Here is a 15,149-nt window from a genome sequence, read left to right as displayed (position 1 = left end):
CGCCGCCAAGGGGCGTGGCCGGCGGCGCCCCGTACCCCGCCCCGGACCCGGCGGCGCGGCACCCGCGAAGCCCATGACCCGCATGGAGGCGCGCCGGGCGGCCAAGGCCGCCAAGGACAGCCCCGCGATCGTCATCAGCCGGGGCATCGGCGAACTCTTCATCACCCTGGGCGTCCTGATGCTGCTGTTCGTCACCTACCAGCTCTGGTGGACGAATGTGCGCGCCGACCAGATCGCCGGCCGGGAGGCCCACAAGATCCAGGACGACTGGGCCAAGAACGAGAAGACCCCCGAGAAGCAGGCGGCCTTCGAGCCGGGGCAGGGCTTCGCCATCATCCACATCCCCAAGCTGGACGTCGTCACGCCGATCGCCGAGGGCACCAGCAAGGAGAAGGTCCTCGACCGGGGCATGGTCGGCCACTACAGCGAGAAGCCCCTGAAAACGGCGATGCCCTCCGACAAGCAGGGCAACTTCGCGCTGGCCGGCCACCGCAACACCCATGGCGAACCGTTCCGCTACATCAACCGGCTGAAGCCCGGCGACCCGATCGTGGTCGAGACCCGGGAGGCGTACTACACGTACGAGATGACGAGCGTGCTGCCGCAGACCTCGCCCTCCAACGTCTCCGTGATCGCGCCGGTGCCGAAGCAGTCCGGCTTCACCGGGCCCGGCCGGTACATCACCTTGACGACGTGTACACCGGAATTCACGAGTACGTACCGTTTGATCGTCTGGGGCAAGATGGTCGACGAACGGCCGCGCAGCGAGGGGAAACCCGACGCGCTCGCGGACTGAACGGGCCGGACGCCATGACGACAGGGCGGTGCTATGACAGCGACGACCGAGGACCAGGAGCGGACCGACGAGTCCGCGCCACCCGGGCGGAAGGGCGGCCGCCATCCCCTCGCGACCGCCGTCAGTGTCTTCGGTGAACTGCTCATCACCGCAGGTCTGGTGCTCGGCCTCTTCGTCGTCTACTCGCTGTGGTGGACGAACGTGCTCGCCGACCGCGAGGCCTCAAAGCAAGGCCACACGGTCCGCGACAAGTGGGCCGACGGCCCCGGCGCGCTGGACACCAAGGACGGCATCGGCTTCCTCCACGTCCCGTCGATGAACAACGGCGAGGTGCTCGTCAAGAAGGGCACCGACACCGAAACGCTCAACGACGGCGTCGCCGGCTACTACACCGATCCGGTGAAATCCGCGCTCCCCTCCGCCAAGGAGGGCAACTTCGCACTGGCCGCCCACCGGGACGGCCACGGGGCGAAGTTCCACAACATCGACAAGGTGCGCACCGGGGACGCGATCGTCTTCGAGACGAAGGACACCTGGTACGTCTACAAGGTCTTCAGCGAGCTGCCGGAGACGTCCAAGTACAACGTCGACGTGCTGGGCCCGGTCCCGAAGGACGCCGGGGTGACGAAGGCCGGCCGTTACATCACGCTCACGACCTGCACCCCGGTCTACACGTCCAAGTACCGCTACATCGTCTGGGGCGAGCTGGTCCGTACGGAGAAGGTCGACCGCGACCGCACGGTCCCGGCGGAGCTGCGCCGAGAGGCATGACGGCAGAGGGCCCCGGTCACCGTGATGGTGACCGGGGCCCTCTGTCCGTACCGGGCGCGGAGCGGGTCAGTGACCCCGTCCGCCGTTCAGCCCGCCGAAGATGTTGCCGCCGCCGCCCTCGACGGTGGTCAGGGTGACCGTGCCGCCCTTCTCCACTTCCTGGTTGGGCATCGGGGAGCTCAGGATCACCTTGGCATCCGGCTTGTCCACCGAACCGGGCTGGAGCGCGACCACCAGGCCCATGCCCTCCAGCTGGGCCTTCGCGTCCTGGTAGCTCTTGTTGAGGAGGTCACCGGGGACGGTCACCTTCTCCGGCTCGGCCGGGCCCTTGGAAACCTTGAGGATGATCGAGGTGTCCTTCCCGACCTTCTCGTTGGCGGCCGGGGTCTGCTCCACCACCGTGCCCGCGAGCTTGTCGGAGTCGACTTCGCTGCGGCCGATGTTCTTGAAGCCGACCCCGTTCAGCTGGGCGACCGCGTCGTCGTACGAGCGGTCCGTCACCGGGGGCATCGTGAGCAGTTTCTCCGTGGCGACCTTGAGCGTGACCTCGGAGTTCTCCTCGGCCTTCTCGCCGCCCTTCGGGGACTGCTCCAGGACGGTGCCGGGCTCGGCCTGGTCGGACTCGACCGAGTCCACGGTGACCGTGAAGCCCTTCTTCTCCAGGGCCTCGCGGGCGCTGTCCTCGGACTTCTCCGTCACGTCCGGCACCTCGACCTTCGGCGGACCGCTGGAGACGAAGACCGTGAGGGTCTCCTGCTCCTTCATCGTCCCGTCCTCGGGGGTCTGGCGGCAGATCTTGCCCTTGGGCTGTTCCTCGCACTCTTCCTTGGGGCCGACCTTGAGGATGATGTTCGTGTTGTCGGCCTGCTTCTGGGCGTCCTCGACCGTGCTGCCGACCACGTTGGGCACGTCGAACGCACCGTCGTCGCCGCCGTCGCCGACGAAGACGGCCTTGCCGATGAGGATCGCGCCGATCAGTACCAGGATGCCCGCGACGACCAGCAGGATCGTCGAGGTGTGGTTCTTCTTCTGCTTGCGGCGGGCGGGGCGGTCGTCGTAGCCGTAGCCGCCGTCGTCCGGGTTGACCGGCGGCAGCATCGACGTGCGCTCGCCGCTCTGGTCGGCGGGGCGCAGGGCGGTGGTGGGCTGGTCGTTGTCGTATCCGCCGGGGTAGCCGCCGCCGTAACCCGCCGCACCCATCGCGGCGGTCGCGGCGACCGGCTGGCCGTCGAGGCACGCCTCGATGTCGGCGCGCATCTCGTCGGCCGACTGGTAGCGGTAGTCGGGGTCCTTGGTGAGGGCCTTCAGCACGATCGCGTCCATGGCGGGCGTGATCTCGGGGTCGAAGTTGCTCGGCGGCTGCGGCTCTTCCCGTACGTGCTGGTACGCCACCGCGACCGGGGAGTCCCCGACGAACGGCGGCCGGACGGTCAGCAGCTCGTAGAGCAGACAGCCGGTCGAGTAGAGGTCGGACCGCGCGTCGACCTGCTCGCCCTTGGCCTGCTCCGGGGAGAGGTACTGGGCGGTGCCGATGACGGCCGCGGTCTGGGTCATCGTCATACCGGAGTCGCCCATCGCGCGGGCGATGCCGAAGTCCATGACCTTGACCTGACCGGTCCGGGTCAGCATGACGTTGGCCGGCTTGATGTCCCGGTGGACGATGCCCGCGCGGTGCGAGTACTCCAGCGCCTGGAGGATGCCCACCGTCATTTCGAGCGTCCGCTCGGGCAGCAGCCTGCGCCCCGAGTGCAGCAGCTCGCGGAGCGTCGAGCCGTCGACGTACTCCATGACGATGTACGGGATGGAGACCCCGTCGACGTAGTCCTCGCCGGTGTCGTACACCGCGACGATCGCCGGATGGTTGAGCGAGGCGGCGGACTGGGCCTCACGGCGGAACCGGGCCTGGAAGGACGGGTCGCGGGCGAGGTCCGCCCGGAGCGTCTTCACGGCGACGGTGCGGCCGAGCCGGGTGTCGTGGGCGAGGTAGACCTCGGCCATGCCACCACGGCCGAGCACCGAGCCCAGCTCGTACCGGCCGCCGAGGCGACGCGGCTCTTCCATAACTGTTCCAGCCCTCTCCGTCAGTCCTGACCGCACCGGTGCGCGGTCCGGCGGTGTGCTGTTCGCGCATACGCTACCGGCCGCGCATCAGCTGATCGGCCCGGAGGCAATACCTGATATCCGACCGGTATCCACAGAGGCGCTTTCGCGGCCGGGTGTGAGCGGTCTCACTTCTCGCTGTCGATGACCGCCTTCATGACCGCCTTCGCGATCGGGGCGGCCAGGCCACCACCGGAGATGTCGTCGCGGGTGGCGTCGCTGTCCTCCACGACGACGGCGACGGCCACCGGTGAACCGCTGTCGGTCTCCGCGTACGAGATGAACCACGCGTACGGGTTCTCGCTGTTCTTCACACCGTGCTGGGCGGTGCCGGTCTTCCCGCCGACCGTGACGCCCGGGATCTGGGCGTTCTTGCCGGTGCCGTCCTTGACGACGGTCTTCATCATCTCCTGGAGCTTCTGGGCGTTCTCCGCCGAGAGGGGCCGGCTGAACTCTTCCTTCTCGTGCGTGTAGATCACGTCCAGGTTGGGCGCCTTGCGCTCGGCGACCATGTACGGCTGCATCAGCTTGCCGTCGTTGGCGACGGCGGAGGCGACCATCGCCATCTGGAGCGGGGTGGCGCGGTTGGACGCCTGGCCGATGCCGGCCATGGCGTTCTGCGGCCGGTTGTCCTCGGGGTACACGCTGGCGTTCGAGCGGACCGGGGTGAAGATCTCCTTGTTGAAGCCGAACTTGCCGGCCTCGTCCATCATCTTCTGGTTGCCCAGGTCGTCGCTGATCTTGCCGAAGACGGTGTTGCAGGAGTAGCGCAGCGCCTCGCGGAGTGAGGCGTTCTCGCACGGGATGCTGCCCTCGTTGGGCAGGGGCTGAGGGGGGCTGGTCAGCGGGAGGTTCCAGGGCAGCGGCGACTTGGTGTGCTCGTCGATGTCCGTGTAGAGCCCGTTCTCCAGGGCGGCGGCCGCGGTGACGACCTTGAACGTCGAGCCGGGCGGGTAGGTCTCGCGAAGCGCCCGGTTGAGCATCGGCTTGTCCTTGTCCTTCAACAGGGACTGCCACGCCTTGGTGTCGGATTCGCCGTTGCCCGCGAAGGTCGAGGGGTCGTACGAGGGGGTGCTGGCGAGCGCCAGGATGGCGCCGGTCCGCGGGTCGAGGGCGGCGACGGCGCCCTTCTTCTTGCCCAGGCCCTCGAAGGCGGCCTTCTGCGCGGCACCGTTGAGCGTGGTGACGACGTTGCCGCCCGTCTCCTCGTCCCCGGTGAACATCGACATGGTGCGGTTGAAGAACAGCTGGTCGTCGTTGCCGGTGAGGATGCCGTCCTCGATGCTCTCCAACTGGGTGGCGCCGAACGCCTGCGACGAATAGCCGGTGACGGGGGCCCACATGGGGCCGTCCTTCCAGACCCGCTTGTACTTGAAGTCGCTGTCCTTGGTCTCGACGGACCCGGTGACCGCCTTGCCGTCCACGATGATGTTGCCGCGCTCGTGTGCGTACCGCTCGATGCGGACCCGGCGGTTCTCGTCGCGGGTGTTGAGCGAGTCGGCCTTCACGTACTGCAGGTAGTTGGTCCGCGCGAGCAGGGCGAAGATCAGGACGCCGCAGAAGATCGCGATCCGGCGCAGTGGCTTGTTCACGGGCGGACCACCTGGGTCATCTCGGCGTCGGTCGAGGGTGCGGGGGCGGGCGCGGGGCGCCGGGCGGTGTCGCTGATGCGGATGAGGATGCCGATGAGGGCCCAGTTGGCCAGAACGGAAGAGCCACCGTAGGCGAGGAACGGCATCGTCATACCACTGAGCGGAATCAGGCCCATGACGCCGCCGGCCACCACGAAGACCTGGATGGCGAACGCTCCGGAGAGGCCGGCGGCCAGGAGCTTGCCGAAGGGGTCGCGGGCGGCGAGGGCGGTGCGGATGCCGCGCTCGATGATCAGGCCGTAGATCAGCAGGACGGCCATCATCCCGGCAAGGCCGAGCTCTTCACCGACGGTGGAGAGGATGAAGTCCGCGTTTGCGGCGAACATGATCAAGTCGGAGTTGCCCTGTCCCAGGCCGGTTCCGATCGTGCCGCCAGAGCCGAAGGACATGAGGGACTGCGCGATCTGGTCGCTCTGCGCCATGGTTGCCTTGCCGAACGGGTCGAGCCAGGCGGTCACGCGTTCCTGCACGTGATGCTCGAACGAGGCCACGCCCACCGCGCCGGCCGCCGACATCAGCAGACCGAAGACGATCCAGCTGGTCCGCTCCGTGGCGACGTACAGCATGATCACGAAGAGGCCGAAGAACAGCAGCGACGTACCGAGGTCGGTCTCGAAGACGAGGATCAGGATGGACAGGGCCCAGATGGTGATGATCGGGCCGAGGTCGCGTCCACGCGGCAGGTACAAGCCCATGAAACGGCGGCTGGCGAGGGCCAGCGCGTCCCTTTTGACCATCAGGTAGCCGGAGAAGAAGATCGCGATGAGGATCTTGGCGAACTCACCCGGCTGAATCGTGAACGAGCCGACGCTGATCCAGATCTTCGCGCCGTTCACCGCGGGGAAGAACATCGGGATGACCAGCAGAACCAGAGCAGCGGCCATCGAGATGTACGTGTAGCGCTGCAGGATGCGGTGGTCCTTGAGGACCACCAGGACCGCGGCGAAGAAGGCGACGCCGACCGCCGAGTAGAGCAGCTGCTTGGGGGCGTCAGGGCTGTACGACCCGTACAGGAACTCCGCGCGCCGGATCAGCCGCTCCGACTGGTCGAGCCGCCAGATCAGCACCAGCCCCAGCCCGTTCAGCAGCGTGGCCAGCGGCAGCAGCAGCGGGTCCGCGTACCGGGCGAACTTGCGCACCACGAGATGGGCGACACCGCCGAGCAGGACGAGCCCCGCTCCGTAGCCGAACATGCCGGACGGCAGTTTGCCGTCCATGGCCAGGCCCACGTTGGCGTAGGCGAACACCGAGATGGCGACGGCGAAGACCATCATCATCAGTTCGGTGTTGCGCCGGCTCGGTGCGTCGATCGCGCCGATCGTGGTCGTGTTGGTGACAACGCTCATGGTGCTGAAGGCCCCCTACGGCTCTACTTCTTACCGCACTGCGGGACCAGCTTCTTCTCTTCCTCCGAGAGGCTGGGCCCAGGAGTGGGAGTCGTGGAAGTCTGCTCGGACTTGGTGTCGCCACCGGATGTCTTGGCGGAGTCGGACGCCTTGGTGGCGTCGGTGTCCGTGCCCTGGGCCCGGCCCTCGTCGCCGTGCTCCTTCTCCGCCGCGCGTCGCGCCGCGTCCTTCTTGCAGGCGGAGGCCTGGGTGGAGAGCTCGGCGATCTTTTCGCGGGCGTCGGCGAGGCTGCCCTCGGCGATCGTCGCCTCGACCTTCTTGCGCTGGTAGGGCGGGAGGTACTTGAGTTCGATCTCGGGATGGTCGGTCTCGACCTTCGAGAGCGAGAGCCAGCCGAGATCCTGGCTGATGCCCCGGTACAGCGCGACGTTGTCGTTCTTCGCGCCGACGTAGAACTGGGTCTGGGTCCAGCGGTAGCCGCCGTAGAGCCCGCCGCCGACGACGGCCAGCGCGAGCACCACGTACAGGGACCGCTTGAGCCATCTGCGGCCGCCGCCGTGCTTGACGAAGTCGTCGTCGGAGTACGAGCCGAAGGCCCCCTCGGACATCCCGTCGTAGCCGGATCCGTCGCCGCTGCCGGGCGGGCCGAAGCTGCCGGCGGGCGGCGGTACGGGACGGCCGAGGCCGGCCGCACGGCCGGCGGGCGTCTGCATCGCACCGCCGTCGTTCAGCTGGGCCGCCTGGTTCTCGGCGACCGCGCCGACGACGACCGGGGTGTCATTGAGCTGCCCGGCCAGGGTGTCGTTGCCATCGACGTCGAAGACATCGGCGACGATGCAGGTGATGTTGTCCGGTCCGCCGCCGCGCAGGGCGAGCTGGATCAGGTCCTGGATGGTCTCCTGCGGACCCTGGTAGCTGGCGAGCGTCTCCTCCATCGTCTGGTGGGAGACGACGCCGGAGAGCCCGTCGGAGCAGATCAGATAGCGGTCGCCGGCCCGGACCTCACGGATGGAGAGGTCGGGTTCGACATGGTCGCCACTGCCCAGCGCGCGCATCAGCAGGGAGCGCTGAGGATGGGTGGTGGCCTCCTCCTCGGTGATCCGGCCCTCGTCGACCAGCCGCTGGACCCAGGTGTGGTCCTGCGTGATCTGGGTGAGCACGCCGTCGCGCAGCAGGTACGCGCGCGAGTCGCCGACGTGCACCAGGCCGAGGCGCTGGCCGGTCCAGAGCAGGGCGGTGAGCGTGGTGCCCATGCCCTCCAGCTGGGGGTCCTCCTCGACCATCATCCGCAGCTGGTCGTTGGCCCGCTGGACCGCCGTACCGAGCGAGGTGAGGATGTCGGAGCCCGGGACGTCGTCATCGAGCTGGACGAGGGTGGAGATCACCTCGGAACTGGCGACCTCGCCGGCCGCCTGGCCGCCCATGCCGTCGGCGATCGCGAGGAGACGGGGGCCGGCGTAGCCGGAGTCCTCGTTGCCCTCCCGGATCATGCCCTTGTGCGACCCGGCGGCGAAGCGCAGGGACAGACTCATGCGCACCTCACCCGTCGGTTCGGGGTACAGCCGGTCTCGAGCCACACTGCCCACCCTCCGGTCGGGAGCCTGGCCGGGTCCGATGCCCGGACCCCCGCGGCTCGCTCGCTCCGCTCGCTCATTGTCGTACTACTTCCGCAGCTCGATGACGGTCTTGCCGATCCGGATCGGCGCGCCCAGCGGAACGGGCGTCGGGGTGGTGAGGCGGGTCCGGTCCAGGTACGTGCCGTTGGTGGACCCGAGATCCTCGACGATCCACTGGCCGTCACGGTCGGGGTAGATCCTGGCATGCCTGCTGGACGCGTAGTCGTCGTCCAGCACGATCGTTGAATCATGGGCACGGCCCAGCGTGATGGTCTGCCCCTGAAGGGCCACCGTGGTGCCGGTGAGCGTGCCCTCGGAGACGACCAGCTTGGTCGGCGCACCCCGGCGCTGGCGCCCGGGCTGCTGGCGCTGCGGCGGCGGTGCCGCGCTCTGGCGTCCCTGGGACGGACGCGCGTCGTTCGCGGTGCGGCGTGAGCCGCGCTGCGTGACGCGCGTTCCGAACAGGTCGCTGCGAATGACCTGGACGGCCACGATCACGAACAGCCACAGAACAGCCAGGAAACCTAGCCGCATGACCGTCAGGGTCAGCTCTGACATTGCCCCCGCTTCACCCTTCGGCTTGCCGGTAAACGATGGTGGTGCTGCCCACGACGATCCGCGAGCCGTCGCGGAGCGTAGCGCGGGTGGTGTGCTGCCCGTCTACCACGATGCCGTTGGTAGACCCGAGATCCTGGATCGTCGAGGGCGTTCCGGTCCTGATCTCACAGTGCCGGCGGGAGACGCCGGGGTCGTCGATCCGCACATCGGCTTCGGTGCTGCGGCCCATGACCAGAGTCGGGCGGGAGATCTGGTGGCGGGTGCCGTTGATCTCGATCCAGCGCCGCACCTGCGCGTTCGGCGGAGAGGCGGGAGTGGCCGGCGGGCGCCGGTCGGAACCGCCGTGACGCCCGGCGCCCGGCGGTGGGCCGGCGGGCATGGGCGGAGCGGAGGCGGGAGGGTAGCCGTAACCGCCGCCGGGGCCCTGCGGAGCGGAGGCGGGAGGGTAGCCGTAACCGCCGCCGGGGCCCTGCGGGGCGGAGCGGCCGGGGTACCCCTGCTGGGGGGACGGGCCGCCGTAGCTCTGGCCCGGCGCCGGCCCTTGGCCCTGTGCCGGTCCCTGGCCCTGTGACGAACTGGACGCCAGCGTGCGGCTGCGGACCCGGTACAGACCGGTGTCGAGGTCCTCGGCCTTCTCCAGGTGCACCTTGATGGGGCCCATGAAGGTGTACCGCTGCTGCTTGGCGTAGTCCCGGACGAGGCCGGAGAGCTCGTCGCCCAGCTGGCCGGAGTACGGGCTCAAGCGCTCGTAGTCGGGAGCGCTGAGCTCGACGATGAAGTCGTTGGGGACGACGGTGCGCTCACGGTTCCAGATGGTGGCGTTGTTGTCGCACTCCCGCTGGAGGGCGCCCGCGATCTCGACCGGCTGGACCTCGGACTTGAAGACCTTGGCGAAAGTGCCGTTGACCAGACCTTCGAGACGCTGCTCGAAACGCTTCATCACTCCCATGCGGCACCTCCTCCGGTGTCGTCGTCCCTGTACTGCTTACTGATCGTATCCACGCGTCGGGAAATCGGCTGGTTCCCCTTGTCTGCCCTGTGGAGGAGTGTCCCCCCTCACACGGATCGTAGAGGTGGCCCCCTGACAGTGTCCCGCACCTCGGACGCACTCAGGAGGAGTGGGGGCGACCTCTGAGGGTTCCCGGTTCCTTTCGGACGTTCTGCGGGTGACGGTCGAGCGTGCGGCGAGTGCCCGGTGATCGGGCGGCGAAACAACGGATGTGAATCCACCCTGTCCAGCGTGCTAATCTTCCGGATGTCGCCAGGCGCTCGCACCGAAAGGTGAGAGAGAGTCTGGAAACACCACTCTTGCGCGAGTGGCGGAACGGCAGACGCGCTGGCTTCAGGTGCCAGTGTCCTTAGGGACGTGGGGGTTCAAATCCCCCCTCGCGCACAAGAAGGAAGCCCCCCAGGCATCGCCCTGGGGGGCTTCTTCGGTTCAGGGGTCGACCCCTTCTCCGTGTTCTCCTTCTCCCTGTGTTTGGTTTCACGTGAAACGCCCGTTTTACGGCTGCGGGGCGTCCCCCGTCGCGTTGTAGCGCAGGAGGTACGCCGCGAAGTGGGCGAGGTCGTCCTCCGTCCAGTCCGCGAGGCGCTCCTGGTAGGCGGCGCGCCGGCTCGCCTGGGTGGCGGCGAGCGCCCGCGTTCCGGCTTCGGTGGGGCGCAGGACCTGGATGCGATGGTCGCCCGGGTCGGGGTGGCGTTCGACCAGGCCGAGCTTCTCCAGGGCGCCGATCTGCCGGCTGACCGTGGACTTGTCGAGCATGTAGTGCGCCGCCAGGTCGGTGGCGCGGCACCCCTGCTGGTCGTCGATGTGCGCCAGCAGTGTGTACGACACGAGCGGCAGTTCGGGGTGCAGTCGGGCCGCGGCTGCCCGCGCGCGGCGGGCGAAGGCGGTCAGTTCGCGCTGGATGACGTCCAGCGACTCCTCGCGTTCTCCGGGGGTGCCTGGCACGGGTTCGCCTTCCTTGAAAGTTCAGTTGTATAGTACAACGGGATTGGAGTTGTAAAAGCCAACCAGTTGAGTTGTAAAAACCAACTACCTGGCCGATCGTCTGGAGCCCCCATGTCCGCAGGCAAGAGCGCCGCAGCCGGTTCTCCGGCGGGCGCGCTGCGTCACGTACTGAGCCACCTCGTCACACCCCTGCTGATGTGCATCGGCATGGGCCTTGCCTACCTGGGTGCCTTCCATGCCCCCGAGCCGCACGAGCTGCGGGTCGACGTGGTCGGCTCGGGTCCGTCCGCGCAGGTGCTGGCGCAGACCCTTCAGGACAAGGGGGACGGGGCGCTGAGCGTCCGCACCGTTCCCGACCGCACCACCGCCGCCGACCACCTGCGCACGCAGGACAGCTACGGCGCGTACATCCCCGGCAAGGCGCCCGAACTCCTCGTCGCCTCCGCCTCCTCCGACACCAGCGCGACGGCGGTCGAGAAGGCCTTCACCCAGGTCGCGGCCGGGCAGGGCGCCCCGCTGAAGGTGACGGACACCGCACCCACGGCCGATGGCGACCCGACCGGCCAGGGCATCTTCTTCCTGCTGGTCGCCGTGAGCATCGGTTCGTACGCCTCGGTCGCCGTGATCGGCGGCGCCGGAGCGGTCCTGCGGCTGCGGGTCCGGGCGGCGCTGGCGCTGGGCGCCTCGCTGGTGGTCAGCGCCATCGGGGCGGTGTTCGCGGGGCCGCTGTTCGGTCTCGTGGACCACGGACTCGCGGGGCTCTGGGCCATGGCGTGGCTCTACTCGGCGGGCATCCTGCTGATCGGTGTGGGCCTGCACACCTTCCTCAAGCGGTGGACCACGCTCGGGGTGATGGTGCTGTTCGTCATGCTCAACTTCACCAGCTCCGGCGGGATCTTCCGGCCCGAGCTCCAGCCGGGCTTCTTCGGGGCGCTGCACTCCTTCTGGAACGGGGCCGGCTTCGTCGAGGGCGTACGCAGCCATGTGTACTTCGGCGGCCACGCACTGGGCGGGAACGTGCTGGTGCTGGCCCTCTGGTTCGTCGCGGGCGTGCTGATGACGGGTCTTGCGGGTCTGGCCGAGGGGAAGCGCCGGACGGCGGCTCTCCCTGCCGCCGCCCCTTCCACCCACCCGGCGCGGTCGTCGGACGAGGAGGAAGAGGAGATGGAGGAGGCCGTGGGCGTCTGAACAGCCGGCCGGCAGGGGAGCACGCTGACCGGGGGCATCCCGGGCAGATGGTGGTGGGGTGACCGTGGTCGGGTGCGGGCAGTACCGTCGGCGGCAGTTGATATGAGGAATCCCCGGCGGCCGAGCCGGGTGGGGGCGGGGGAGGCCGCAGGCGCCATGGACGGAACCGAGACGGCACCGCGGCCGGTGCGACCCGTCGGACTCGGCGGAGCGGACGCGGTGGCGGGGGCCTTGCTGCCGGTGGGCGCGAGCGGCTCGCGCATACCGACTGTGCCAGGGTTCGCACGCCGTACGGACAGGGCCCGCGCGGAGGCCGAAGGGACACCCAAGGGGAGGGGCAAGGCGCTGCGGGCGCGGGTGCCCCGGTCCGCTCACGCGACGCTGGACCTGCCGGCCGGGCGGCCGGACGCGGTGCGCGCGGTCGAGGAATCCAACCGGGGCCGGGTGGCGGAGCTGACGCCGATACGGGTGGGCCGGATGGCCGCCACCCCCTTCGCGTTCCTGCGCGGCTCCGCCGGGCTGATGGCCCATGACCTGGTGGGTACCCCGGTCACCGGCGTCGCCGCCCAGCTCTGCGGCGACGCGCACGCGGCCAACTTCGGGCTGTACGGCGATGCGAGGGGTGGCCTCGTCATCGACCTGAACGATTTCGACGAGACCGTGACCGGGCCCTGGGAGTGGGACCTCAAGCGCCTGGCGACCTCGCTGGTGCTCGCGGGCCGGGAGGCCGGTGCCGATGAGGACACCTGCCGCAAGGCCGCGTACGACACCGTGGGGGCCTACCGGCGGACGATGCGGCTGCTGGCCCGGATGCCCGCGCTCGACGCGTGGAACGCCATCGCGGACGAGGAGCTCGTCTCCCACAGCGACGCGCGGGATCTGCTCGGCACCCTGGAGCGGGTCTCCGAGAAGGCCCGCAGCAACACCAGTGCCCGCTTCGCGGCGAAGGCCACGGAGGACTGCGAGGACGGTGGCCGCCGTTTCGTGGAGGCGCCGCCGGTGCTGCGCAGGGTCCCGGACGCGGAGGCCGCGGCCGTGGCGGCGGGTCTTGGGGAGTATCTCGGGACCGTCTCCGCGGACCGGCTGCCGCTGCTGGCCCGGTATGCGATCCATGACGTGGCGTTCCGGGTGGTCGGCACCGGCAGCGTGGGCACTCGCTCGTACGTGGTGCTGCTGCTGGACCACCGGGGGGAGGCTCTGGTGCTCCAGGTGAAGGAGGCCAGGCCCTCGGTGCTCGGGCCGCATCTCGCCGCTGTGGGGTTCGAGGTGCCGGAGGTCGCGCACGAGGGGCGGCGCGTGGTGCTCGGGCAGAAGCGGATGCAGGTCGTCAGTGACCATCTGCTGGGCTGGACGACGGTGGACCGCCGCCCCTTCCAGGTGCGGCAGTTCAGGAACCGCAAGGGCAGCGTCGACCCCGCCGCCCTGGCCGCCGACCAGGTCGACGACTACGGCCGGATGACCGGGGCGCTGCTGGCGCGGGCCCATGCCCACAGCGCGGACCCGAGGGTGCTGGCGGGATACTGCGGCAAGAACGACGAGCTGGACGAGGCGGTGGCGGCCCTCGCGGTGACCTACGCGGACCGCACGGAGGCGGACCACGGGGAGCTGGTACGGGCGATCGGGGCGGGACGGATCGCCGCCGAGCGGGGCGTGTAGCGGGCGCGGGTTGCCGGTGGGGCGCCCCGCCGGAAACGGGGGCGGGACGCCTGCTGCGTGACCGTGTGTCCTCAGCGGAGGGCCGGGGCCATACGCTGGGCGGGTGAGCCACGAAGCCGCCGGGGTGCCGGTCTCCCGGAACGACGATGACCCGCAGGACGAGGCACGGCCGGACACCGGCCGGCCGGATGACGCGGGGCGGGATGCCGACCGCGGGAACGAGGCGGAGGCGGGTGCCGGCGCGGGTGCCGACGGGCCCGGGAGCGGCTCGTCGGGCGTCGGCGAGGCCGGGGGCGGTTCGTCCGGGGACGGGACGCGGGAGCGGCCCGAGGCGCGGCTCGCGCAGGCGGTGCGGGCGGCCGAGCAGGCGCTGATCGAGTTCGAGATCGCGGTGGAGACGTTCCGGGTCGAGGTGGAGAACTTCTCCCGGCTGCACCACCAGCGGCTGGGCCCGGTGTACGCGCGGCTGGACGAGCTCGACGCGCAGATCGCCGAGGCGCGGGCGGCGAAGACCGGTGACCCCGAGGACCTGCGCAAGGCGCAGGAGGCGCGGTCGGTCGTGATGCCCATGCCCGGCGTGGACGAGCTGTTCCACGACTGGATGGACTCCGAGGGCCTGTCCCCCGAGGCGTCGGCCATGCTGACCGACCAGACGGTGCGCCCGCCCAAGCGGGTCCGCCCCACCGACGAGGTGCGCAAGCTGTACCGCGACCTGGTCCGCAAGGCGCACCCGGACCTGGCCCAGGACGAGGCGGAGCGGGTCAGGCGGGACGAGTTCATCGCGCGCGTCAACGCCGCCTACGGACGCGGGGACGAGGCCCTGCTCACCGAACTGGCCGAGGAGTGGGCGGCGGGGCCGGCCGCGCCGCGGCAGGAGCTGAGCGAGGCAGAGGAGCTCTACGCCCGGCTGGACTGGCTGACCCGGCGCAAGGAACTGCTGACGGAGTGGGCGCAGGAACTGGAGGAGAGCGCGATCGGAGCCATGCTGCGGATGGCCCCGGACGACCCGGACCAGCTGCTGGAGGAGATCGCCGAACAGCTGCTGGGCGAGGTCTCGCAGCGGGAGGCGGAGCTCGCGGCTCTGGTGCAGTAGCGTTTTCGGTGGCCCCGAGCGCACTGATTCGGTGACCCCGAGCGCACCTGACGAGAGAAGGCATGACCCATGAATTTCGGCCCGCTTCCCACGGTCGATGTCGCGTCCGTCCCGGCGGACGGCCTCGTGCTGGACGTCCGGGAGAACGACGAGTGGGCGGCCGGACACGTCGAGGGCGCCCTGCACATCCCCATGAGCGACTTCGTGGGCCGCTTCGGTGAGGTGACCGAGGCAGTGGAGGACGGCCGGCGCGTGCACGTGATGTGCCGGGTCGGCGGCCGGTCCGCCCAGGTCACCCAGTACTTGGTGCAGCAGGGGATCGACGCCGTCAACATCGACGGCGGCATGCTCGCCTGGGACAGCGCGGGCCGCCCGATGGTCACCGACAACGGCGCCCCGGCCTTCGTCGCCTGACGCGG

Annotated in this window: 13 protein-coding genes and 1 tRNA gene; 7 read left to right on the top strand and 7 right to left on the bottom strand. The window is 69.7% G+C overall.

Features of this window, described 5'->3' with window-relative positions; genetic code table 11:
* Together G3I41_RS00715 and G3I41_RS00710 are read left to right on the top strand one after the other, a co-directional pair.
* A partial coding sequence (locus G3I41_RS00715) for a class E sortase (RefSeq protein WP_164398338.1) occupies window positions 1-796 on the top strand: 796 nt, incomplete at its 5' end.
* 33 nt (window positions 797-829) lie between these two features.
* On the top strand, window positions 830-1,567 hold the full coding sequence (locus tag G3I41_RS00710; protein ID WP_164398337.1) for a class E sortase: 738 nt from the start codon (window positions 830-832) through the stop codon (window positions 1,565-1,567).
* 66 nt (window positions 1,568-1,633) lie between these two features.
* On the opposite strand, the gene pknB is transcribed toward G3I41_RS00710, so the two are convergent.
* The 6 genes from pknB to G3I41_RS00680 all read right to left on the bottom strand — a co-directional run bounded on the left by pknB (window position 1,634) and on the right by G3I41_RS00680 (window position 9,788).
* On the bottom strand, window positions 1,634-3,628 hold the full coding sequence (pknB, locus tag G3I41_RS00705; RefSeq protein WP_164398336.1) for a Stk1 family PASTA domain-containing Ser/Thr kinase: 1,995 nt from the start codon (window positions 3,626-3,628) through the stop codon (window positions 1,634-1,636).
* A 167-nt stretch (window positions 3,629-3,795) separates the two neighbouring features.
* On the bottom strand, window positions 3,796-5,259 hold the full coding sequence (locus tag G3I41_RS00700) for a penicillin-binding protein 2 (protein WP_164398335.1): 1,464 nt from the start codon (window positions 5,257-5,259) through the stop codon (window positions 3,796-3,798).
* Window positions 5,256-6,665, bottom strand: a complete 1,410-nt coding sequence (locus G3I41_RS00695; protein ID WP_164398334.1) for an FtsW/RodA/SpoVE family cell cycle protein — start codon at window positions 6,663-6,665, stop codon at window positions 5,256-5,258. Before G3I41_RS00695 ends, G3I41_RS00700 begins: the two co-directional genes overlap by 4 nt.
* 23 nt (window positions 6,666-6,688) lie before the next feature.
* The gene (locus tag G3I41_RS00690; protein ID WP_164398333.1) at window positions 6,689-8,197 is read right to left on the bottom strand and encodes a Stp1/IreP family PP2C-type Ser/Thr phosphatase; all 1,509 of its coding nucleotides are present in this window, start codon (window positions 8,195-8,197) and stop codon (window positions 6,689-6,691) included.
* A 129-nt stretch (window positions 8,198-8,326) separates the two neighbouring features.
* On the bottom strand, window positions 8,327-8,839 hold the full coding sequence (locus G3I41_RS00685; RefSeq protein WP_164398332.1) for an FHA domain-containing protein: 513 nt from the start codon (window positions 8,837-8,839) through the stop codon (window positions 8,327-8,329).
* Window positions 8,840-8,849: 10 nt separating this feature from the next.
* Window positions 8,850-9,788 (bottom strand): DUF3662 and FHA domain-containing protein, encoded by a 939-nt coding sequence (locus G3I41_RS00680; protein WP_164398331.1) that lies wholly within the window; start codon window positions 9,786-9,788, stop codon window positions 8,850-8,852.
* A gap of 361 nt (window positions 9,789-10,149) precedes the next feature.
* Between G3I41_RS00680 and G3I41_RS00675 the strand changes: the two genes are divergently transcribed.
* A tRNA-Leu gene (locus tag G3I41_RS00675) sits at window positions 10,150-10,232 on the top strand.
* A gap of 111 nt (window positions 10,233-10,343) precedes the next feature.
* Here G3I41_RS00675 and G3I41_RS00670 read toward each other — a convergent pair.
* Window positions 10,344-10,793 (bottom strand): MarR family winged helix-turn-helix transcriptional regulator, encoded by a 450-nt coding sequence (locus tag G3I41_RS00670; protein WP_164398330.1) that lies wholly within the window; start codon window positions 10,791-10,793, stop codon window positions 10,344-10,346.
* Window positions 10,794-10,904: 111 nt separating this feature from the next.
* Between G3I41_RS00670 and G3I41_RS00665 the strand changes: the two genes are divergently transcribed.
* From G3I41_RS00665 to G3I41_RS00650, 4 genes are all read left to right on the top strand, one after another.
* Window positions 10,905-11,981 carry a hypothetical protein gene (locus G3I41_RS00665; protein WP_164398329.1) on the top strand — a complete coding sequence of 359 codons (1,077 nt, stop codon included), beginning with the start codon at window positions 10,905-10,907 and terminating at the stop codon, window positions 11,979-11,981.
* 156 nt (window positions 11,982-12,137) lie between these two features.
* Window positions 12,138-13,637 (top strand): DUF2252 domain-containing protein, encoded by a 1,500-nt coding sequence (locus G3I41_RS00660; protein ID WP_164398328.1) that lies wholly within the window; start codon window positions 12,138-12,140, stop codon window positions 13,635-13,637.
* Window positions 13,638-13,740: 103 nt separating this feature from the next.
* Window positions 13,741-14,730, top strand: coding sequence for a J domain-containing protein (locus tag G3I41_RS00655; RefSeq protein ID WP_343242022.1), 990 nt, complete (start codon window positions 13,741-13,743; stop codon window positions 14,728-14,730).
* 69 nt (window positions 14,731-14,799) lie between these two features.
* A complete protein-coding gene (locus tag G3I41_RS00650) occupies window positions 14,800-15,144 on the top strand; it encodes a rhodanese-like domain-containing protein (protein ID WP_164398327.1) in 345 nt (114 codons plus the stop codon).
* Window positions 15,145-15,149: the final 5 nt, after the last annotated feature.

The sequence above is a fragment of the Streptomyces sp. SID9727 genome, from assembly GCF_010550605.1.
GTDB lineage: Bacteria > Actinomycetota > Actinomycetes > Streptomycetales > Streptomycetaceae > Streptomyces.
The sequence above is the reverse complement of the archived record's forward strand: the minus strand, read 5'-3'. Positions and strand labels throughout refer to the sequence as shown.

Excerpts from the sequence above, each read along its gene's own strand:
- G3I41_RS00710 (WP_164398337.1), top strand. The coding sequence starts at position 830 with ATGACAGCGACGACCGAGGACCAGGAGCGGACCGACGAGTCCGCGCCA.
- pknB (WP_164398336.1), bottom strand. The coding sequence starts at position 3,628 with ATGGAAGAGCCGCGTCGCCTCGGCGGCCGGTACGAGCTGGGCTCGGTG.
- G3I41_RS00695 (WP_164398334.1), bottom strand. The coding sequence starts at position 6,665 with ATGAGCGTTGTCACCAACACGACCACGATCGGCGCGATCGACGCACCG.
- G3I41_RS00690 (WP_164398333.1), bottom strand. The coding sequence starts at position 8,197 with ATGAGTCTGTCCCTGCGCTTCGCCGCCGGGTCGCACAAGGGCATGATC.
- G3I41_RS00685 (WP_164398332.1), bottom strand. The coding sequence starts at position 8,839 with ATGTCAGAGCTGACCCTGACGGTCATGCGGCTAGGTTTCCTGGCTGTT.
- G3I41_RS00680 (WP_164398331.1), bottom strand. The coding sequence starts at position 9,788 with ATGGGAGTGATGAAGCGTTTCGAGCAGCGTCTCGAAGGTCTGGTCAAC.
- G3I41_RS00665 (WP_164398329.1), top strand. The coding sequence starts at position 10,905 with ATGTCCGCAGGCAAGAGCGCCGCAGCCGGTTCTCCGGCGGGCGCGCTG.
- G3I41_RS00660 (WP_164398328.1), top strand. The coding sequence starts at position 12,138 with ATGGACGGAACCGAGACGGCACCGCGGCCGGTGCGACCCGTCGGACTC.
- G3I41_RS00650 (WP_164398327.1), top strand. The coding sequence starts at position 14,800 with ATGAATTTCGGCCCGCTTCCCACGGTCGATGTCGCGTCCGTCCCGGCG.